Source organism: Tenacibaculum litopenaei (assembly GCF_964514025.1).
GTDB lineage: Bacteria > Bacteroidota > Bacteroidia > Flavobacteriales > Flavobacteriaceae > Polaribacter > Polaribacter litopenaei.
Genome location: NZ_CAZEQT010000001.1, coordinates 468,998 through 489,736 on the forward strand (window position 1 = coordinate 468,998; position 20,739 = coordinate 489,736).

22 protein-coding genes are annotated in these 20,739 nt (G+C 40.0%); 15 read left to right on the top strand and 7 right to left on the bottom strand.

Annotated features, from left to right (window positions below):
* Positions 1-10 precede the first annotated feature (10 nt).
* The 11 genes from ACKTS5_RS02055 to ACKTS5_RS02105 all read left to right on the top strand — a co-directional run bounded on the left by ACKTS5_RS02055 (position 11) and on the right by ACKTS5_RS02105 (position 5,846).
* The gene (locus ACKTS5_RS02055) at positions 11-2,194 is read left to right on the top strand and encodes a peptidase domain-containing ABC transporter (RefSeq protein ID WP_408042168.1); all 2,184 of its coding nucleotides are present in this window, start codon (positions 11-13) and stop codon (positions 2,192-2,194) included.
* A 95-nt stretch (positions 2,195-2,289) separates the two neighbouring features.
* Complete coding sequence (locus ACKTS5_RS02060) at positions 2,290-2,460, top strand: hypothetical protein (RefSeq protein ID WP_408042169.1); 171 nt, start codon at positions 2,290-2,292, stop codon at positions 2,458-2,460.
* Positions 2,461-2,465: 5 nt separating this feature from the next.
* Positions 2,466-2,666 (top strand): hypothetical protein, encoded by a 201-nt coding sequence (locus tag ACKTS5_RS02065; RefSeq protein ID WP_408042170.1) that lies wholly within the window; start codon positions 2,466-2,468, stop codon positions 2,664-2,666.
* Between the two features lie 13 nt (positions 2,667-2,679).
* Positions 2,680-2,877, top strand: a complete 198-nt coding sequence (locus ACKTS5_RS02070; RefSeq protein ID WP_408042171.1) for a hypothetical protein — start codon at positions 2,680-2,682, stop codon at positions 2,875-2,877.
* Between the two features lie 77 nt (positions 2,878-2,954).
* A complete protein-coding gene (locus tag ACKTS5_RS02075) occupies positions 2,955-3,152 on the top strand; it encodes a hypothetical protein (protein ID WP_408042172.1) in 198 nt (65 codons plus the stop codon).
* 119 nt (positions 3,153-3,271) lie between these two features.
* The gene (locus tag ACKTS5_RS02080; RefSeq protein WP_408042173.1) at positions 3,272-3,472 is read left to right on the top strand and encodes a hypothetical protein; all 201 of its coding nucleotides are present in this window, start codon (positions 3,272-3,274) and stop codon (positions 3,470-3,472) included.
* Between the two features lie 66 nt (positions 3,473-3,538).
* Positions 3,539-4,828, top strand: coding sequence for an HlyD family efflux transporter periplasmic adaptor subunit (locus ACKTS5_RS02085; protein WP_408042174.1), 1,290 nt, complete (start codon positions 3,539-3,541; stop codon positions 4,826-4,828).
* 81 nt (positions 4,829-4,909) lie between these two features.
* Complete coding sequence (locus ACKTS5_RS02090) at positions 4,910-5,095, top strand: hypothetical protein (protein ID WP_408042175.1); 186 nt, start codon at positions 4,910-4,912, stop codon at positions 5,093-5,095.
* 103 nt (positions 5,096-5,198) lie between these two features.
* Positions 5,199-5,393 carry a hypothetical protein gene (locus ACKTS5_RS02095; protein ID WP_408042176.1) on the top strand — a complete coding sequence of 65 codons (195 nt, stop codon included), beginning with the start codon at positions 5,199-5,201 and terminating at the stop codon, positions 5,391-5,393.
* Between the two features lie 70 nt (positions 5,394-5,463).
* The gene (locus ACKTS5_RS02100; RefSeq protein ID WP_408042177.1) at positions 5,464-5,631 is read left to right on the top strand and encodes a hypothetical protein; all 168 of its coding nucleotides are present in this window, start codon (positions 5,464-5,466) and stop codon (positions 5,629-5,631) included.
* 56 nt (positions 5,632-5,687) lie between these two features.
* Positions 5,688-5,846: a hypothetical protein gene (locus ACKTS5_RS02105; protein WP_408042178.1), complete on the top strand. Its 159-nt coding sequence runs from the start codon at positions 5,688-5,690 to the stop codon at positions 5,844-5,846.
* 74 nt (positions 5,847-5,920) lie between these two features.
* Here ACKTS5_RS02105 and ACKTS5_RS02110 read toward each other — a convergent pair whose 3' ends face one another.
* The 4 genes from ACKTS5_RS02110 to ACKTS5_RS02125 form a co-directional block, all read right to left on the bottom strand.
* Entirely contained in the window at positions 5,921-7,894 is a 1,974-nt protein-coding gene (locus ACKTS5_RS02110; RefSeq protein WP_408042179.1) for a protein-disulfide reductase DsbD family protein, read from the bottom strand.
* Positions 7,895-7,905: 11 nt separating this feature from the next.
* Complete coding sequence (tilS, locus tag ACKTS5_RS02115; protein WP_408042180.1) at positions 7,906-9,231, bottom strand: tRNA lysidine(34) synthetase TilS; 1,326 nt, start codon at positions 9,229-9,231, stop codon at positions 7,906-7,908.
* 4 nt (positions 9,232-9,235) lie between these two features.
* Positions 9,236-10,057: an alpha/beta hydrolase gene (locus ACKTS5_RS02120; protein ID WP_408042181.1), complete on the bottom strand. Its 822-nt coding sequence runs from the start codon at positions 10,055-10,057 to the stop codon at positions 9,236-9,238.
* 91 nt (positions 10,058-10,148) lie between these two features.
* On the bottom strand, positions 10,149-11,453 hold the full coding sequence (locus ACKTS5_RS02125; protein ID WP_408042182.1) for an anthranilate synthase component I family protein: 1,305 nt from the start codon (positions 11,451-11,453) through the stop codon (positions 10,149-10,151).
* A gap of 116 nt (positions 11,454-11,569) precedes the next feature.
* Between ACKTS5_RS02125 and ACKTS5_RS02130 the strand changes: the two genes are divergently transcribed.
* From ACKTS5_RS02130 to ACKTS5_RS02145, 4 genes are read left to right on the top strand one after another with little or no spacing between them, the layout of a single operon-like run.
* Positions 11,570-12,793, top strand: a complete 1,224-nt coding sequence (locus tag ACKTS5_RS02130; protein ID WP_408042183.1) for an Nramp family divalent metal transporter — start codon at positions 11,570-11,572, stop codon at positions 12,791-12,793.
* The gene (gene pxpA, locus ACKTS5_RS02135) at positions 12,787-13,542 is read left to right on the top strand and encodes a 5-oxoprolinase subunit PxpA (RefSeq protein WP_408042184.1); all 756 of its coding nucleotides are present in this window, start codon (positions 12,787-12,789) and stop codon (positions 13,540-13,542) included. Before ACKTS5_RS02130 ends, pxpA begins: the two co-directional genes overlap by 7 nt.
* The gene (pxpB, locus tag ACKTS5_RS02140) at positions 13,529-14,248 is read left to right on the top strand and encodes a 5-oxoprolinase subunit PxpB (RefSeq protein WP_408042185.1); all 720 of its coding nucleotides are present in this window, start codon (positions 13,529-13,531) and stop codon (positions 14,246-14,248) included. Before pxpA ends, pxpB begins: the two co-directional genes overlap by 14 nt.
* Positions 14,241-15,095, top strand: a complete 855-nt coding sequence (locus ACKTS5_RS02145; RefSeq protein WP_408042186.1) for a 5-oxoprolinase subunit C family protein — start codon at positions 14,241-14,243, stop codon at positions 15,093-15,095. Before pxpB ends, ACKTS5_RS02145 begins: the two co-directional genes overlap by 8 nt.
* A gap of 30 nt (positions 15,096-15,125) precedes the next feature.
* On the opposite strand, the gene ACKTS5_RS02150 is transcribed toward ACKTS5_RS02145, so the two are convergent.
* From ACKTS5_RS02150 to ACKTS5_RS02160, 3 genes are all read right to left on the bottom strand, one after another.
* Positions 15,126-17,396 carry a sodium-translocating pyrophosphatase gene (locus ACKTS5_RS02150; RefSeq protein WP_408042187.1) on the bottom strand — a complete coding sequence of 757 codons (2,271 nt, stop codon included), beginning with the start codon at positions 17,394-17,396 and terminating at the stop codon, positions 15,126-15,128.
* Between the two features lie 109 nt (positions 17,397-17,505).
* Positions 17,506-18,033, bottom strand: coding sequence for an inorganic diphosphatase (locus ACKTS5_RS02155; RefSeq protein ID WP_408042188.1), 528 nt, complete (start codon positions 18,031-18,033; stop codon positions 17,506-17,508).
* A gap of 103 nt (positions 18,034-18,136) precedes the next feature.
* Positions 18,137-20,665 carry a DUF5686 family protein gene (locus tag ACKTS5_RS02160; RefSeq protein WP_408042189.1) on the bottom strand — a complete coding sequence of 843 codons (2,529 nt, stop codon included), beginning with the start codon at positions 20,663-20,665 and terminating at the stop codon, positions 18,137-18,139.
* Between the last annotated feature and the right edge of the window lie 74 nt (positions 20,666-20,739).

Genomic DNA, 20,739 nt, shown 5'->3' on the forward strand with positions numbered 1-20,739 from the left:
TCAAATTTCTTTGAAAAAGTTTCCGAATTACCAACAAACTGAGGCTAAAGATTGTGGCCCTACTTGTATTAAGATTATTGCCAAACACTATGGAAAAACCATTAACACACAGCAACTTCGACAACTGAGTGAAACGACTCGTGAAGGGAGTAGCTTGTTAGGTTTGAGTGAGGCAGTAGAGTCGATAGGTTTTAAATCTTTGGGTTTAAAATTGGCCTATGATAAATTAAAAGAGGCACCCTTACCTTGTATTTTACATTGGAATAAAAACCACTATGTAGTACTGTACAAAATTAAACGTGATAAGGTGTATATTTCTGATCCAGCTCATGGTCTACTGGTGTATACCAAAGAAGAGTTTATAGAAAATTGGATAGGAAATAACGCCGATGAATTCACGGAAGAAGGAATTGCCTTGATCGTAGAGCCCACTCCTAATTTTTACCAAGAAGAGTTTGAGGAAGACGAAGAATTTGGTTTTTCATTTATTTTTAAATACCTCATTAAGTACAAACGCTTTATTATTCAGTTGATTATAGGGTTGTTAGCTGGGAGTTTGTTACAGCTAATATTGCCTTTTTTAACGCAAAGTGTGGTCGATGTAGGTATAGAAAATCAGGATATCAACTTTGTGTACTTGATATTAGTAGCACAATTGTTTTTATTTTTAGGAAAGGCATCGTTAGAGATTATTCGCAGTTGGATTTTGCTGCACCTGAGTACCCGGATTAACATTTCGCTAATTTCGGATTTCTTTATTAAGTTAATGAAATTACCGATTTCGTATTTCGACGTGCGGATGACCGGTGATTTGTTGCAGCGAATTAATGACCATCAGCGTATTGAACGCATACTGACGACTTCGTCTTTAACGGTGCTCTTTTCCTTTTTCAATTTGATCGTATTCAGTTTAGTACTGGGCTATTACAGTATGCAAATTTTTGGCGTTTTTGTGTTGGGAAGCATCTTGTATTTTACCTGGGTTTTGTTCTTTTTTAAAAAACGTAGAGAGTTAGATTACAAAAAGTTTAGTCAGGTCAGTCAAGAACAGAGTAAGGTGATTGAATTGATTAACGGAATGCAAGAAATTAAGTTGCACAACGCTGAAAGGAGAATGCGTTGGAACTGGGAGTACGTGCAAGCACGACTTTTTAAAGTAGCAACCAAGAGTTTAGCACTTGAACAAACTCAGAGTGTAGGGTCAAACCTGATCAATGAGCTAAAGAATATGTTAGTGACTATCTTATCTGCGAAGTTAGTTATTGACGGTAATATTACACTCGGTATGATGATGGCGATCAGTTATATTGTAGGTCAGTTAAACGGTCCCATCGTTCAACTCATTAACTTTATGAGAGACCTGCAGGACGCACAGATTTCCTTAGATCGTTTGGGAGAAATTCATCACATGGAGGAGGAAGAAAAACCGGGAGATGAAAAGGTAATGCAGATCCCCGACAGTGCTATACGTTTGTCAAAGGTGACCTTTAGATATACAGGAGGGTTAGAGCCTGTATTAAAAGATCTCAGTTTAGAGATTCCTGCCAACAAAACTACGGCTATCGTAGGAGTGAGCGGAAGTGGGAAGTCGACCTTGATGAAGCTATTGCTAGGTTTTTATCAAATTGATGCCGGTGAAATTTCAGTGGGCCAATTTAATTTGAGAAATATTTCGCAGAAGGAATGGAGGAGAAATTGTGGAGTGGTGATGCAAGAAGGGTATATATTTAATGATACTATTGCTAAAAATATTGCCGTTGGGGAAGATTTTGTAGATAAAGAAAAATTGTTACACGCCATTGATGTGGCGAATATCGGAGATTATATAGAAGGATTACCCCTGGGCTTAAACACCAAAATAGGGAGTGAAGGAAACGGTTTGAGTACCGGTCAAAAACAGCGATTACTCATTGCAAGATCGGTGTATAAGAACCCAAAATACCTGTTTTTTGATGAAGCAACTAGTGCCTTAGATGCTAATAATGAAAAGGTGATTATGGAGAATCTCAATACCTTTTTTAAGGATAAAACGGCTGTTGTCATTGCCCACCGTTTGAGTACGGTTAAAAATGCTCATCAGATTGTGGTGTTGGATAAGGGAAAGATTATAGAGCAAGGAAACCACAGTGAATTGATTGCTTTACAAGGTGCCTATTATCACCTGGTAAAAAATCAATTGAATTTAGGAAAGTAAGTACCATACTAAACATATTTTTTTCGCGAGGAATAGACACAGTCCCTGAGTGTCTTTAAGTGTTCAGGGGAATTTCAAATCTTATTTTAATAGTGATGACTAAAACTATAGAAACGTTGGGAACCTCTCTGAGTAGAGCGGAACAACAAAAGATTAATGGAGGACTCCGTTATTGTGAACAACACACGGATTGCCCACCCTCAACAGGTTGCTGTGCTACCCACAATTTATGCATGGCTCCTTGGATGTATAATAAATTTTGTTAAGAATTATGAAAAAGTCTGTATTACAAAACTTAGGAAAGGTTCTTAACAAGCAAGAACAAAAAGAGGTTAACGGAGGTAGAAGAGGATTCTGCTTCGGTTTGTTTTTCTGTGCATTTGATTGTGCAGATGGTGATCGTTGTGCTGTTCCAAATGGTTCAGGAGGAGCGAACATGGGTACCATAGTTAATGGTCAGTGTTGTTTATAAAATAAAAAAGAGTATGAAAAAAATTGAAAATTTAGGGAGTGCCCTAACAACTAGTCAGCAACGAAATATTAATGGAGGTAACGGCGGATTTAAGCCGGGATGTTATGAATATCCTGATGCATCTGTTGATTGTATTAGCCCTTGGGTATATATAGAAGGTTGTGGAATGACCTGTAAGATACGTTACGACGAAGGTGGCGGACGTTCTTAGTCTTTGCTACTTGAAAATTCCTAGTATGAATCAAAATAGTAGTCATTTTTAGCACTACTAGATCAAAAAATAAGAATATGAAAAATATAAAATCATTAGGAAAAAAGCTCTCCATAAATGAGCAACAAGGAATTAACGGAGGTTCAGGATATCCTGGTCCTGGTTGTTATGAATACCCAACCGCCGAAGTGAATTGTGCGAGCCCTTGGGTATATATTTCAGGCTGTGGATTTATTTGTAAAATCGCAGCTGGTGGTGATTTAGATCCAAGGTAAACCCAGTACGACCTAGCGTCGATAATTATTATTAACAAGCCAAGGAGGTGCTTGCTTCCTTGGTTATTAAAAATTTAGTTAACGAGTACCGAGCCTTCGGTACTGTAATATAAAAGCTTATGAATACCTTAAAAAAATTGGGTTTACCCCTGAGTAAATCTGTACAAAAATCTATCCACGGAGGGGGAGGAGTACCTCCAAGAGGATGTTACCCAGAACCCGTAGCTGACGTAGATTGTGTATTGCCTTGGCAGTACGTTCCTGGCTGTGGTTATGTGTGTTTGTCACGCCCAGGTGATGGACCTAATGGAGATTATTAGAATCAATTAATACTAACTGAGTTAGCGGTATCCTTAATACCGCTGACTATTTTTAAATAAAAGCAGATGCCGATATCTACAGACGATATTGAATTAAGAAGTGAAGAAGTTCAAGAAATATTGACCAAAGTCCCCAATTGGATGATTCGTTGGGGAAACACCCTGGTACTTATTTTGGTATTGGTGTTGTTGTTTATTTCTTGGTTTGTAAAGTACCCGGATGTGATCACTACACAAGTAATGGTGACTACCTCCTTTCCTCCAGAGAAAATCTATGCAAAGTCCGGTGGGCAGTTTGATGTGTTTTTGACTAAAGAAGGTGATAAAGTAGTCAAAAATCAGGTACTGGCCGTCATTGAGAACAGCGCAGCTTATAAAGATGTACTCTTGTTGAAAAGCATCGTGGATACTGTACAAACACAAACAGATAACTTTTCTTTTCCCTTTGATGAATTGCCTCCGCTGATGCTGGGTGATATTACCAGTAGTTATGCGCAGTTTGAGAACGATTATTCGGAATACGATTTAAATAATCAATTGACGCCGTTTAATTCAGAATCATTGGCCAATCAAATGTCCGTATTACAAGCGCAAGAACGATTGAGGATATTGATTACACAAAAGGAGATTAATCAAAAAGAGTTGGTTTATAAAAAGGCAGCTGTGGATAGGAGTAGGAAAATGTACGGTCAAGGTGTTATTTCTAAACGAGAAATGGATCAAGGAGAGATCGATTACCTACAGGCAAAGCGAACGTCAAAATCATTAGAGAGTTCGATCGCGCAAATGAGAGAAGTAATCAGCAATTCTGCTAAAAACCTACAAGGTACTACCATTAAGAAAACGCAGAATGATACGAGGTTGAAAAAAAAGGCCATACAATCATTTTTGTACCTCAAAAAGGCCATTATGGATTGGGAAAAGCAGTACGCCTTAAAAGCTAGTATTAGTGGAGAAGTATCGTTTTTATCATTTTGGAGTGAAAATCAAACGGTGAAAGCTGGAGAATTGATTTTTACCATTATTCCCGATCGTTACGACATGTTTATAGGAAAGATTAAAGCTCCTGTAACCAATTCTGGAAAAATTAAAACGGGGCAATCGGTCCAGATAAAACTCTTGAATTACCCCGCCGATGAGTTTGGAAAACTCAACGGTAAAGTTCAGGCAATTTCTATGATACCCGATAACGAAGGTAATTATAGGGTCGATGTATCCCTGGCGCAAGACTTAGTAACTACCTATGGTAAGCACATTGAGTTTCGCCAAGAAATGCAAGGAACTGCCGATATCATTACGGAAGATTTACGACTGATTGAGCGATTTTTTTATCAGCTTAAAAAGGTCATTAAATAATATAACTCGCGAAGAATAGACATAAACCCTTGAGTGTCTTAAAATAGGTCAAGGATTATTAAAAGTAAATTTTTTATAATCATGAAATCAAACATTTCAAAATTAGGAACAGTGCTCTCTCTTAAAGAGCAAAAGAACATTACAGGAGCTTATGACGATAATTACGGCGTTTGCTTAGATCCTTTTTCATTAACCTGTGGTGTACCCAATCATGTGTGCTGTAAGGGCATGTGTGTACTTCCAACTCATCCGGTTTGTGGACTTTAACTAAGAGTACCGTTTAATTAATTTTTTTTTAGTGGTGGTTTTTACTGCTACTATCACTGTATCCGTACATCGCATTTTGATGTTCGGACAAATCTTTAATACCATGAAAAATAACATCAAAAACTTAGGAAAATTACTCGATAAAAAGAGTCAACAGTCAATTAACGGAGGAGCGAGCTGCCCTACCTACCCAGCAAGTAGGTGTAGAATGTGTGGTGGAGCACCTTTGAGCAACGGCTGCTGTTTAGGAACCTATGAAACGCATGTTTGTTTAGGAGGAATTATCAACCCATGGTAAACAACTCGGTCTATACACGTACGTGTGGGTAGGCTACTCTACAAAATGCTAACCATTAATTTATATAAAAATGAAAAAACAAGTTTTAAATCTAGGGAAAGCGCTCCAAAAAAAGGAGCAATTGCAAATCAATGGAGGAAGAAAACAATGCAAACCTCGCTGGAGTGAAGTATGTATTGATTTTGGACGTCATTGTTCTGAGTGGGAGTGTGCTTTTGTATTGGGTATAGAAGACTAATACTGATACTGGGCAAGGACTCCGATTTTACAATAATAACGTTAAACTACAATAACATGAAACATCAAATTTTAAATTTAGGAAAACAACTAAAGAGAGAAGAACAACGCACGATCAATGGTGGAAGAAAGCAATGTAAGCCACCAGGGAGTCCTGTGTGTGTAGAGTTTGGACGCCAGTGTGCCGAAAGAGAGTGCGCATTGCGTTTACAATAGTGACTGCAAACATATCCATACAAAAAAGCCTCTCCATTGGAGAGGCTTTCTATATTATTTACGGTTAGTGCGGTTTATTTACTACTGGCTTTATACCTGTCTAATCCGTCTTTTAACCACTTGTAATAGCTGTCTTTATCTGTGTACTGCTCTGGTCTATTTAATACCTCTAAATCAGGGCTAAGAGACACGTAAAATGGCTGAGAAGCAGTTTTAAAGTTCGCAATCTGTAAGGTTGCCCACTTATCACCATAAGTTCTAATTCTCTTGATCTTACCATTTGGTTTGATATAATCGAATTGCTCGTCCTCAGGTAACATTCTCTGGTGATCGTCAACGTAAAGTGAAATCAATACGTAGTCGTTATTTAATACCTCGTATACTTCTGGTTGACTCCAGATGTTTTCTTCCATCTTTCTACAGTTTACACATGCCCATCCAGTAAAGTCTAATAAAATTGGCTTGTTTACTGATTTTGCATAGGCAACTCCTTCATCCCAATCTTTAAAACAGTTCAGGTTGAGTGGACACTGGCTATCTCCTTTTTTATAGATACTGTGGAACTGTGGTGGAGCAAATCCACTTAACAATTTACTTTGATTCCACGATGGTTTTTCTAAAACTCCAGGAGCTAAGTACACAGCAACACCTAAGGCTAGTACTCCTAAAAGGATTCTAAACATCGAGATTTTACCGTATTTCTTACCGATGAACCCGAATAAGTACAAGGCCATTAAGAAGGCTAATAAGGCCCAGATACCGATAAATACTTCTCTCTTTAATAAGTTCCAGTGACCTACTAAATCAGCATTTGATAAGAATTTGAAAGCGAAAGCTAATTCTAAGAATCCTAAAACTACTTTTACTGTATTCAACCAGCTTCCTGATTTTGGTAAAGTTTTTAACCATTTTGGGAATAATGCAAACAATGCAAAAGGCAAGGCTAATGCCGCTCCAAATCCTGTCATCCCAGCAGTTAACTGCATAGCACCTCCATTAGATGATAACGAACCTGCTAATAACGAACCTAAAATAGGTCCTGTACATGAGAATGAAACGATGGCTAAAGTCAATGCCATAAAGAAAATTCCTAAAACCCCTCCAATACCTGAAGCGCTATCTGCTTTGCTACTCCAAGAGCTCGGTAAGGCAATCTCGTACAATCCAAAGAACGATCCTGCAAAGAAAATCAAGACTACGAAGAAGAATAAATTCAACCAGATGTTCGTAGAGATATTATTTAAAATTTCAGGATCTAAAGTATCTAAATAATGGAAAGGTACACTTAATAAACCGTAGATTAATACGATAAAAAATCCGTACAATACAGCACTACCAATTCCTTTTCCTTTCTGCTCAGTTCTCTTCGTAAAGAACGATACAGTTAATGGTACCATTGGAAATACACAAGGTGTTAAAAAGGCTAACAATCCTCCTACAAATCCTAATAAGAATATATTGAGTAAGCTACTGTCTTCTTTGTCAGTTTCTTTGTTGGTTGTAGATTGTAACATGATCGTGTTCTTCAAATCTAATTTGAGATCTTCCGATAATTTTTCACTGTGTTCATCTACTTGAGCAACTGTTTGTGCTACTTCTTCTCCAGTTAAAGAGAAGGTAAAGTCTTCGTCAAAAGGTAAACAGTATTCTTTACAAACCTGTGCATCTAAGTTAAGGGTAATTTGAGTAAGTGAAGGATCACTCACGGTAATACGCTGTACTAAACGCGCTTCTTCGACGAAGAAAATTTCATCTTTTCCCCAAATTTCACTGAATTCCGTTTCAGTTTCGCTTTCTTTTGCTTTACCACTTAAAGTATAACCAGTTTGTCCTTCCGCAGGAGTAATGGTCATCGGTAATGAAGCGTCTTCTGGGTTGTACTGAGAATACAAATGCCAATCTTCAGCAATTACGATCTCAAATATTAAATCATATTCAGTATCAGATACTTTTTCAACTATAGGAGTCACCAAGAGCGGATTGTCATCCGTCTGGGAGAAAGTAACGAAACCTATAAAAAATAAAATTAGAGTAAAGAGTTTTTTCATTCTATAATAGTTTACAGGGGTTGATATATACTTATTTGCATTATGTCGGTTGTTTCATTTGAGGCTTTAAAACGCCTGTCTTGTCGTTTTCCAAGTACCCAAATTATTTCGTTATTGCCTGAACAAAGCAACCAAACTTGTTGTTTTTCAATTATTGATAATTTCTCGTCTTTAAAATATTTACTGAGCTTCTTTTTACCCTTAATCCCAACAGGATAAAAAAGATCGCCTTGCCTCCACTTACGCAAAGTTAGGGGGTAATTTAGTAAATTTTTGTCAACATAAATAGAATTTTTGTCTAAAGATGTTGTTTTTTGAACGTTTTTAAATAATAAATTCACAGGTGTCTTAATCTCTGATAGTGAACTGTCTATCTTAATTTCTTGGTTTTCAGTTGCTGCGAATTTATCAGACGGTAAAAGTAATAAAAAATCTCTGTCTTTTAGCAATGTGTGTGATTTTGTTGTAATTAGCTTACCACTTTGTGCGTCTAATAATTGAATTACATCGTTCCATTCCGTAAATCCATAGTCCTTTAGTAAGGGGTAGAGGTAGGCTTTTGGATGCTGTAGTTTTTTGATTTCTAGTATGTTTATCTTGATGAGGTCCCCCTCAGTAATCAGGGCTTTTTCAGCGACAGTAGCCATGCGATCACGGATGATTTGACGCGCTTCTTTTAGGTGATTTTGGGTATTGATAACGTTGTTTAAGACCTTTGGGTTTAATTCTTTTAAAATGGGAATTACGCGATGGCGGATTTTATTTCTCTGGTATTTGGTTTCTGCATTGCTTTTGTCTTCTCGCCATACAATTTGAGCTGTGCTGGCATAGTCAAAAATAGTTTCTCTCGAGAAATCGAGCATCGGTCTGACGATGTTGTCATTAACGGCTGGAATGCCGAGTAAACCGTCCAAACCCGTGCCCCTTGTCAGGTTAATAAGTACGGTTTCGAGGTTGTCATCTGCGTGATGAGCCGTAATAATATAGTCTAAGTTGTGCAGCGTTAAAACTTCTTGAAACCACCGATAACGCTCTTCTCTTGCCGCCAACTGTATGGAAGTTTTGTGTTCACTTGCGTATTTTTCGGTATCAAAACGTTTGGTGTATACCGGTATTTCTAAGGAAATGCCGAGCTGGTTGACAAAGTGATCGTCTAAATCACTTTCAATACCGCGTAATTGAAAGTTACAGTGTGCAATGCTGATGTCGTATTCCAGTTTTTTGAATAGCTGCGTAAGTACGACACTGTCTAAGCCACCAGAAACAGCGAGTAGCAGTTTGCTTCCTTTGAGAAAAGGAAATTTGTCGTTTAAAATTTTTGAAAATTCTAAAAGCATCAACCTAAACCTGTTTGTCTAACCATGTAACAATGTCCTGAATCAGTTCGTCCTGACACAAATCATTGTGGAGTTCGTGATATCCACCTGGGTACGATTTAAAACTGGCTAAGGCTGTTTTACTAGCAAAGGCCTCACTTCCCTTACAGTCGATAATTTTGTCATCTGTTCCGTGCAAAACTAACATAGGGAGTTGAAGTTGTTGCCCATTTTCAATAGCCCAGGCACCACTGTCGATAAATGATAGGGAGAAGTTTGGACTAATTTTGTCGTGTACTAAAGGATCGTTTTGATAGTTAGCCACTTCCTCTGGGATACGAGAAATGTCATTGGCATCCAATTCATTACCAAGGGTAATCGATGGAGCGATTTTTTGCATGACTTTTCCGAGGGTTAATTTCCATGCTGGTGGTTGAAAAGCGAGTTTTAAAAATGGACTGGTTGCAATAGCTCCCTGCAGGTCAGGCTGATTTCTGAGCACAAAGTTAATTACTGCATTTCCTCCCATAGAATGTCCGTACAGAAACATAGGAAGGGCGCCAAAGGTCTCCTTGGCCTGTTCGATGAGCATGGCAATACTTCCTAAAACATAGGCATACCCTGGATTATGTCCTCTTTTTCCTTTGGTTTTTCCATGACCAAAGTGGTCAAAGGCCATCACGGCATATCCGCTGTCGACCAACTTATGAGCTACGTGCGCGTAGCGACCAGAATGTTCACCCATTCCGTGAATGAGGAGTACAACTGCTCGGGCCGTAGTAGGAGTCCAATATTGTGTGTAAAATTCAGTCTGCTGATAAGTGAAGCTTCCTTCTTGATGTGTCATCGCGTTTTTCGTTCTTTGAGTGTCTTTGGGTGCTTTTGGGGCAAACCAAAAGACAGTGTTGGATTTTAGTTGAAGTAAATATACTTAAAAACTAAGAGTTTTGTAAAACGTATTTCATTGCCTTAGCTTTTAAAAGGCATTCTTCGTATTCGCGTTCTGGAGTAGACTTTGCCGTGATAGCACTCCCTACAGAATACGAAATATAGCGCAGTGTTTCGTTGTATAGGATACTTCTGATCACTACGTTAAAGTCAAAATCGCCCTCAGGAGTAAAATAGCCAACGGTACCAGAATAGAGTCCTCGTTTGGTTTCTTCGAGGTTTTCTATAATTTCCATAGCAGAAATTTTAGGGGCTCCAGTCATGCTTCCCATTGGAAAGGTATCTTTAATAATATCAACGGGGTGTGTTGTTAATGGGTTGATTACAGAACAGATAGTCGAAATCATTTGATGTACTTGTTTAAAGGTATATACCTTACAGAGTTCCTCGACATGGACACTACCTTTGATAGCCGTTCGCGATAAATCATTGCGAACAAGATCGACAATCATGATGTTCTCTGCTCGTTCTTTTGTATCCCTTGCTAAGTCAAAAGCTAATTTTTCGTCTTCAACAGGGTTAATTAGGCGTTTAGCAGTCCCTTTAATCGGTTGCGAAATAACTTTAGTACCTTCTTTTCTCAAATAGCGTTCTGGTGTTGCTGAGAGCAAAAAGAGATCATCTCGCTTAAAAAATGTAGCAAAGGGAGCTTCCGATATTTTATTGAGCTCATGATACAGCCTGTAAGGATTTATCGTTTGATTTTCTGCGTAAAATTCCTGGCAAAAATTGGCTTCGTAAATATCTCCTCTATGGATGTGGTCTAATACCGCGCGAACCTTTTGATGGTATTCATCTTTGTGCATCCTGAGTTTAATTTTTACAGGATCGCTAGTTGCTGGTTCAGGAGTAACCACAGGATGATATTCGATAATCTCTTCAAAGTCCTCTTCCAACTCGTCGTCAACGTGCTGTAAGTAGTGAAAGGTCACTTGGTCACCTTTGATGAAAATGAGTTTTTGCGGTTGGAAAAAAAATAAATCGGGAAATTGCAGCCCATCGAAGTTTTTGGAATGCAATTTTTCAATATCGTTTTTAACATCATAGGAGATATAGCCAAAGAGGTAATCTTTTGTATGCGATTGGTACTCTTTGAGTTTCTCAAAGCCGTTAAAATAATCTGTTTTAATTGAGGTAAATTCTTCTATAGCCAACGCACAGTCAAACGATCCGTACTGTTGCTGATGTTGGTTAGAATCCAACCACACTACCGTTTCAAATTGCTGTGACCACTGGAAAAGTTTGTGTTTAAAAACTTCTATTTGATCGATTGAAAAATTCCGAACTACCCTCATTACTGGGCAAAAATAAGAAACGAGATTTAAATGGAAGCGCTTTCCTTTTATTTCGATTTGAACTCAGGTAAAGTAGCCCGTTCTTTTTTGCTATTTTTAATGCAAATACGATCACTATGATGCAATGGATAAAAAAAACAGGACCTGCCACGTTGATTGCGGCAGCTTTTATAGGGCCTGGAACCGTAACGCTTTGTTCTACGGCCGGAGTTGAGTTCGGATTAGAACTGCTTTGGGTATTGGTACTCGCCATGCTCGCGACTATAGTTTTACAGGAAATGGCCGCTAGGTTGGGTATAATCACCGGCAAAGGTATTGCGAGCTTGGTAACCACTGAGTTGCAATCTAAAGGATTACAACGGTTTTTGGTCGTCTTGATTTTGGTGGCCATTGTAATAGGAAACGCAGCGTATGAGGCTGGTAATATCAGTGGAGCAATCGTTGGTTTGGAAGTGCTTTTTGGTGTGCAAAAGTTGCAGCTAGGAACTAGCTTGTTGAATGTTTGGAGTGTGGTTGTAGGAGGTTTGGTGGTCCTTGTTTTATGGGTAGGGAACTATAAAATATTAGAGCGAATTCTCATGGTTGCCGTAGGAATTATGAGCGTAGCTTTTATCTTGACAGCGATAGTTATACGTCCTTCGATTACCGCTTTGTTGTCTGGAATAGCCCTCCCTTCATTGCCCGATGGAGCACTGTGGACCCTCGTCGGATTGATCGGAACTACCATTGTGCCGTATAATTTGTTTTTACACGCCTCCTTGGTTAGCGAGAAGTGGAAAGGTGCGTCCTTTTTGAAAGCAGCTCGTTGGGATACGGTTATTGCCATTTCCTTGGGAGGAATTGTTTCCATGGCAATCGTAATAGCGGCCTCAGCTGTAGAAAGCTCAGGTGTTGAAACGGTTATGGATTTGGCAGAGAGCCTTCGTCCGGTCTTTGGCGATTTTGCCACCTATTTGTTGGCAATAGGTTTGGTAGCGGCTGGAGTGACTTCGGCAATTACAGCCCCCTTGGCCGCTGCGTACGTAGTCAACGGTTGCTTAGGATGGAATGCTGGTTTGCAGTCTCGGAAATTTCGATGGGTATGGCTGGTTATTGTCCTGTTAGGAGTCGTGTTTTCTACGATTGGATTTGAACCCATTTTGATCATTCGGTTTGCACAAATAGCCAATGGAATACTCCTACCAGTAATTGTGGCCGTGTTGTTGTGGATGGTGAATCAACGACAACTATTAGGAGAACATCGAAATTCTAGATGGCAGAATTTTATGGGAGGACTGATTTTACTAACATCGGTATTTTTGGGAGTTAAGAGTATTGTAAGCGTGCTAGGACTATGGTAAGAAAACAAATAGATATCAATTGTGATGTGGGAGAAGGTGTTGGTAATGAGCCCTCGTTGTTTCCGTTACTTTCTTCTTGTAATATCGCCTGTGGTGGCCATGCAGGAAATCAGGAAAGTATGGATGCCGTACTTCAATTAGCAAAAGAACATCGGGTGAAGGTAGGAGGGCATCCCTCTTTTCCAGATGTGGAAAACTTTGGTCGAAAAGTACTTCCGATGAAGCCAGAGGCCCTGTTGTCCAGTTTACAAAGACAATTGGAAGCCTTGTGCAATCGTTGTGTGGTTGCCGGAGTTCCTTTATACCACGTAAAACCTCATGGTGCCTTGTACAACTTGGCAGCAGTGGATAAGAAAACTGCTGTGGTAGTAGTTGATGCGGTTTTGGAGTTAGGCAACGATGTGAAATTGTACGCGCCTATGCAGTCGGAACTCGCTAAAAGTGCTGAAGAGGCGGGAGTAGCAGTCGTGAAAGAGGCATTTGCAGATAGGAGGTATGATGCCGACGTTCAATTGGTGTCAAGAAGTCATCATCAAGCGCTTTTGACAAGACCAGAAGCAGTATTTGCTCAGGTTTTGAGTATTTATGAGCGGCAATTGGTGCAAGTCATCTCTGGAGAATTTAAAAGCTTACACGCAGATACGTACTGTTTCCACAGTGATACAAAAGAAGTAGTAGAGGTATTGCACTATACGGTTGCTGCTTTAGCGAATCGCAATGTATATTTAGCCAAGAATGATGAGGTATAAATTATTTGGTGATCGGGCAGTTTTGATCGAATGGCCTACAGCGCAAGACGATCTGTTGGCGACTATGATTGCGATAAAGCAACAACTCGAAACCGTATTTCTGTGGAAGATCGATGAAGTAGTATTGTCCTACCAGAGTTTGCTAGTAGTGTTCGAAAAGTCAATAGTGGTCGAACGTGAATTGATGGATAGTGTAAAGAAATGCTGTGAGGTCTGTGAAACTTCTGTGGTACTCAGCAAAAGACATTGGGATATTCCCGTCTGCTACGATCCGATTTTTGGTGTTGATTTACAAGAGGCAAGTAATTTGCTCGGTCTCAGTATCGATACCATTGTTCAGCTGCACAGTGAGGTGACGTATCAGGTGCGTTTTATCGGTTTTTTACCGGGTTTTCTCTATTTGGAAGGGTTGGATGAGCAGCTAGCCATGCCGCGAAGAGCCACTCCGAGAACAAAGGTGCCAAAAGGAGCTGTAGGAATTGGAGGGAACCAAACGGGGATGTATCCTTCCGAGAGCCCTGGAGGCTGGCAATTGATAGGTAGAACGCCTGTAAGCCTGTTTAATCCAAAAGTAGATCCTCCATGTTTTTGTAGTCCTGGTGATACGATTCGTATGAAACCAGTGACCTTAGTGGAGTATGGTCAACTCGAGAAACGGTGGCTGGAGACTCCTTTAGACTGTTTAAATTCGATGCGTTATGATTGAAGTATTAGCGGGAGGAATTGCTAGTTCGGTACAAGACCAAGGAAGGTCAGGCTATCGTAATTTTGGAGTTCCCGTATCCGGAGCCATGGATTTGGAAGCCATGCAATGGGCAAATTTATTGGTGGGAAATCATCCCAATGAACCAGTTTTTGAAATCTGTATGGGGGGCTTTGCGATGCAATTTAACTGCGATATTGGTTTTTGTATTGCGGGAGCTGATTACACGGCGAAGCTGGATACAGAAACAGTACGAATGCATAGTTATACGATGGCCACAGCCGGACAACAGTTGCGACTGGGGAAGCTCAAAAGTGGTTTTCGGGCCTATATCGCTTTTGAAGGAGGCTTAAAACTACCAAAAATTATGGGAAGTACCAGCTGGTATCGAGGGATTACTGCACATGATAGGCTTAGTAAGGGAATGCGCTTTGATTTGAAGTGCAAGCGGACAAAGGAGGAAGTTTTTGTACCTCTAAGGTCAAGAATAAAGTACGGTGAAGCAGATGACAGCCACTTCATAAGGGCTTTTAAAGGGGTTGAATACGATCTGTTGAGTAGGTCACAGCAAGAGCAGTTACAGAGCACCTGGTTTACGATTACCTCAGAAAGTAACCGGATGGGGTATCGTTTACGCGAGCTGATAGTGAACAATTTACCGGCTATTCAAACCTCGGGAGTACTTCCGGGAACGGTACAATTGACACCCGGAGGAGGCTTGATAGTTTTAATGCGCGATGCCCAGGTGACCGGAGGTTATCCACGCGTTTTACAGTTGTCGGATTCGGCAATTAATCGATTAGCACAACGGCCTATCGGAACAGCGATTCGCTTTGTAATTCAAAAATAAAACCCCGACTTAGGTCGAGGTTTTAGGTTTTTATTGTTGCGCTATTTTCTTTGTTGATCGATGTTTTACTGCGTGATGGTGCTTACATTTAGCGTGCTTTTTAGGCTTGCAGTGGGTGGTATTGGCTTTCTGAGCGTGTTGTGTGTGTTCACCGTGATTTCCAAGGATTGGAGCAATCACCAATCCGACCAAACAGGTGAGTTTTATTAAAATGTTCATAGAGGGACCAGAGGTGTCTTTAAAAGGGTCACCAACGGTATCTCCAGTAACTGCCGCTTTGTGTGCGTCAGAACCTTTATAAGTCATTTCTCCGTTGATTTCTACTCCAGCTTCAAATGATTTTTTGGCATTATCCCAGGCTCCTCCGGCATTGTTTTGGAAAATAGCCCACATCACTCCAGAAACACAAACTCCTGCCATATATCCTCCTAGTGGCTCCGCACCAAACAAGAGGCCGATCACAATAGGAGTAATGATGGTAATAAGTCCGGGTAACAGCATTTCTTTGAGGGCAGCCTTGGTTGAAATATCAACACATTTCGCGTATTCAGGTTCACCGGTTCCTTCCATAATTCCTGGAATTTCACGAAATTGTCTTCGTACTTCGTGGACCATTTCCATGGCGGCTTTACCTACTGATTGCATCGCGAGTGCTGAGAAAATGACCGGAATCATACCTCCTACAAATAATGCGGCGAGTACATCGGCTTTAAATATGTTGATACCGTCAATTCCAGTAAAAGTAACATAGGCTGCGAATAGTGCCAAGGCAGTTAGTGCGGCAGAAGCGATGGCAAAACCTTTCCCTACAGCTGCGGTGGTGTTTCCAACAGAGTCAAGGATATCCGTTCGTTCTCGAACGTGATCTTCGAGCTCACTCATTTCGGCAACTCCTCCTGCGTTATCGGCAATAGGTCCGAAGGCGTCAATAGCCAATTGCATTGCGGTGGTGGCCATCATGGCCGAAGCAGCGAGTGCTACACCGTAAAAACCGGCAAAGTAGTACGAGCCATAAATGGCTGCAGCAAACAATAGCACAGAGAGGAACGTAGATTTCATCCCGACTGCTAATCCGGCGATGATATTGGTTCCGGCTCCAGTAGCACTGTTTTGTACTATCTGTAGTACGGGTTTTTTTCCGAGACTAGTATAGTAAGCGGTAACCATTGAAATAAGTGCTCCGACGGCCAATCCGATACAGGCAGCCCAAAACACATTGATAGCGGCTACTTCTTGGATTCCAACTCCAAAAAAGTTCATATAGAGTGTTTCGGGGAGCATCCAATCGATTAAAAAGAAGCTGGCAATTAAGGTAATAATAATAGCTACCCAGTTACCGGTGTCCAGTGCTTTCTGAACCTGTGCCTCTTTGGCGTCGTTATTTTTAATTTTTACGAGGAAAGTACCGATTATTGAAGCGACAATTCCTACTCCTGCAATAACCAAGGGCAGTAAAATAGGTCCCATTCCATTAAAATCGTCCGTAAAAGGTGTCGTAGCAGACATGTCTCTGATGAGGTAGTTTCCTAATACCATGGCTGCGAGTACTGTAGCTACGTATGAGCCAAATAAATCGGCTCCCATTCCTGCAACATCACCTACATTATCACCTACATTATCGGCAATAGTCGCGGGATTTCGAGGGTCGTCCTCTGGAATTCCGGCTTCTACTTTACCCACTAAATCGGCTCCTACATCAGCTGCTTTGGTATAGATACCTCCACCAACTCTGGCGAAGAGCGCAATGGATTCAGCACCTAGTGAGAAACCGGCAAGAGCTTCCAGCACAACGGTCATTTCTTGGTAGAAATTACCTCCCTCGGTGATAAACTGTTGGACAAAAACTAAGAAGAACAAGCTCAATCCGAGTACGGCCAAACCAGCAACACCGAGCCCCATAACGGTTCCACCGCCAAAAGATACTTGCAGTGCTTGGGGTAGGCTGGTTTTTGCAGCTTCAGCGGTGCGGGCGTTAGCATCGGTGGCGATGCGCATACCGATGTTTCCTGCAAGGGCCGAAAAAATCGCTCCGATCACAAAAGCCGGTACAATCATTACGCTGGTAGTACTTACAATTTGAGAAATTCCGAATAAAGCAACTGAGGCAATGGCGACAAAAATGAGTAGTAAGCGGTATTCTGCTGCCAAAAATGCGAGAGCTCCTTCCTTGATGCTTTTGGATATGGATTGCATTTTGTCACTTCCTGCGTTTTGCTTTTTTACCCATATCATTTTTACATACATAAAAACGAGTCCTAGTAATGCCAAAATGATTGGCACGAACATCATGTTTTGTTTCATGTTTAAATTTTTTGATTAGTTATAGTTAGGTAAATATAACTAAATCAGTGGGTAATAAAAAAACTCTTAGGGAGCCCTAAGAGTTTTTTTGTATTGTGAACGCTAAAAATTAAATAGTAAAGTCAGCGTTTGCTTTGTGTTCACTCGCTTCGTAACGATCTAAACATTTTTGTAAAATGTCGTAAGCTTCATTAGCATCACCCCAATCTCCTACATCAACTTTCTTCTTTTCAAGGTCTTTGTACACTTGGAAGAAGTGTGTGATTTCGTCTTTACGGTGTGGGTTTAAATCGCTTAAATCGTTGTATTTATTCCAGATAGGATCTGATACAGGTACACAAACGATCTTTTCGTCTGGTCCTTTTTCGTCAGCCATGTGGAATACTCCAATCGGCTTCACTTCCATTACACACATTGGGAATGTAGGCTCAGCTCCTAATACCAATACATCTAATGGATCACCATCTAACGCTAAAGTTTGAGGAATAAAACCGTAATCACCAGGATACATCATTGAAGAGAAAAGCATTCTGTCAAAACGAATCTTTCCTAAATCAAAATCGTATTCATATTTATTTCTACTACCTTTTGGTATTTCTATTAAAACGTCTACTGTTTTTCTTTCTTTTGCAGTCATATTATTAACGTACTATATCTATTCTAAAATCGGAAGGCAAAAGTAGGCATTTTTTCATAGTTATGTCCTATTATTGCTCGTTATTTTAGGGTTAAATGTATGGTTACAAGCCCGGTCTGATTCCGATGCGGATGGCAAACTTCGGTGTAGGGTTGATAAACGATCCGTTTGGAGGGGTGTAATTACTTCTCCAGATGGCGTCAATTCGTAAAAAACGCAAGTTTCCGTAACCGATATTCTCGATACCCACTCCGTATTCGTAGTACATTTTACTCGGGGTATTGTACAAAATATTGGCAGTTCCTGCGCGGTTTACGACCCCGTCGTTGATGGCTCTGTTCGCATCAGAGATACTTCCGTAAGCAGCTCTAAAGGTTAGCAAGCTTCGTAACTTTAGCTTTTTTAACAACGGAATTCTGTTAAAAATAAATCCATTAAAATGATGCTCTAAATGCGTAGCGGCATAGGTGTCTGTTACAAAATCATAGTAGTTGAGTAAGGCAAACGTGTTTTTTACTAACGAAAACGATTGGTTGGCTGGCACCGGATTTAACAGGGCTACGGGTACTTCTCCAAAGGTTTTTCCTCCTTCAATGGTAGCGTCTAATAGTCCTAATTCTCCTAATAAAATAGGCTGGGCGTATTTGAATTGAATTTTGTGATAGCTGTGGGTTCCGTTGAACGGTCCTTTGTATCCTCTTCGATAATTCAATACAAAAGTAGGGAAGATGTTTCGTCCAAATCTTCGTTCAACACCCAATCCGTATACAAATCGTCCCGGTGTATACGAAAGGTACACATCAGAGCTTACATCGACGATGTTCGACTGTAGCTTTCCTTGGTTATCCAAGTAACTCGTCGAGAAATGCGCCGGAGATGCCGATCGTATTCTCGAATGCGTCAAATTAAATCCAACGTGTAAATTTAACTTTATCTGGTAATCAAAATTAGCTGCTATCTTGTGAACTTTTGAAAGGAAAAAGTTGTCACCACGATTGAAAAGTGCAGTGGTACCAAAGCTGTTTCCAAGAAGTTGTGTAGTGTTTAGCAGGGTACTTCCGAGTTGCTCTATATCGTTCTGATATCCTAAACCAACGGCAATTCTCGGCTGATACGAAAGTAAATAACGTCCTTCCAAGCCGTATTTGAACTTTTTGTCCTTAAAACCGTAGGCTACGTGTCCGTTCATACGGAAGCGATCGTCTTTGGTCTTAAAAGTTCTAAAGCCTAATTTAGTTCGGAATCCTTCTACTTGGTTATTTGCAAAAACAGTCCAGAATGGTCCAAACTGAATGCCGAGTCCGGTATTGAAATACCCATTGGCAATGGTATTGATAAACCCGGTAATATTCTTGATTTTTTTCTTCTTCTTTACCGTTTGAATCAAGTTGTAGGTTTCTTTAGGAGCAATGGTTCCTTTTTCGGTCCAATAGGTACTGTCGCGTTGAAATTGATCAGGACGTATTTTCTCTATTTTCTGACTGTAAAAGGCAGCGGGTTTAGGATGATCTAACAGGTAATTTTCAAAAGTTACAGTTTTTTTGATGGTCAACCCTTTGTTGCTCTCATTTTTGTCTACTAAGGTAAAATCACCATCGTAGGCATTGCGCGTTGGTAAGTAAATACTGTCGTTTTTTACCTCAAATTCTTTTTCAAAACTCAAGGCACGTACGAAGTTTAAGTTGATACTTGGATGCACGCGCATTTTTATTTTCTTTATGGAGTAGTTCCCATCGGCAATCCACATGTTCCCTTGGAAAGCCAAATCACCGTCACGTCTCGGGAAAAAGTAGATATTGTAGAGCTTCTTTTTGTTTTCTACGATACTGTCGTAAAGCACGTAATCATACGTAGCAAATCCATTTGATGAAATCGGACTTACAAACGACTTTTGCAGTAGGGTGATGTTGTTTCTAAAGATATCAACATTTTGGAAGGTATTTGACATACGGTCAAAAACGAAACCTTGGGCTCCGAGTCCTTCTTCTTTTTCAGCCTCAATGTCTTCACGGACGATAGCTCTCGTATTGTCTCCGTAGACTTTAGTAACGTTTTCATTGAGGTAAACGGGGATGTAGTAATTTATCCCGTCATTGTCATAACGAACCTGTTTAATTTCTCGGTCGTAATTCTTTTTAAAGATACTTTTTAAAAACAAGGTATCTAAGTTGTTTAAACCAATTTCAATAGCAGTGTGTTTTTTGTACTGGTAGTGAGAAACTTTGTTTAAACCTAATTTTCGCTTGCGCTTCCAAACTTCCTTTAAAATCTTATACGCTGGGTTTTCCTTTTTCTTTAAGCGTTTTTTGGGTTTGGATATTACCACTACTTCATCTAACTGATCAGACTCTTCCTTTAAAACAATATTGAGGTATTTTGTTTTTTGATTGACGCGGATGGTTTGAGTCTCAAATCCAACAAAAGATACCTCTAGAGTTCCTCTGTATTTTTTTGTTTTGAGAAAAAAACGACCATCGTCATCTGTGGTTGTCCCGAAGTTAGTGTTTTGCAATGATACATTAACATAAGGTAAAGGATTGTCAAATTCATCGACCACTTTCCCTTTGAGTGTTAACTGGGCGTGTACTGAGCTAGCAATCAGTAATAACAAGTATAATATCCGGTGCATCATTAATTCCTTATCACTTGAAAATCCTTTTAACCAATTCAGGTTAAAAGGATTTCGTAGTTATCTTTTCAATTTCA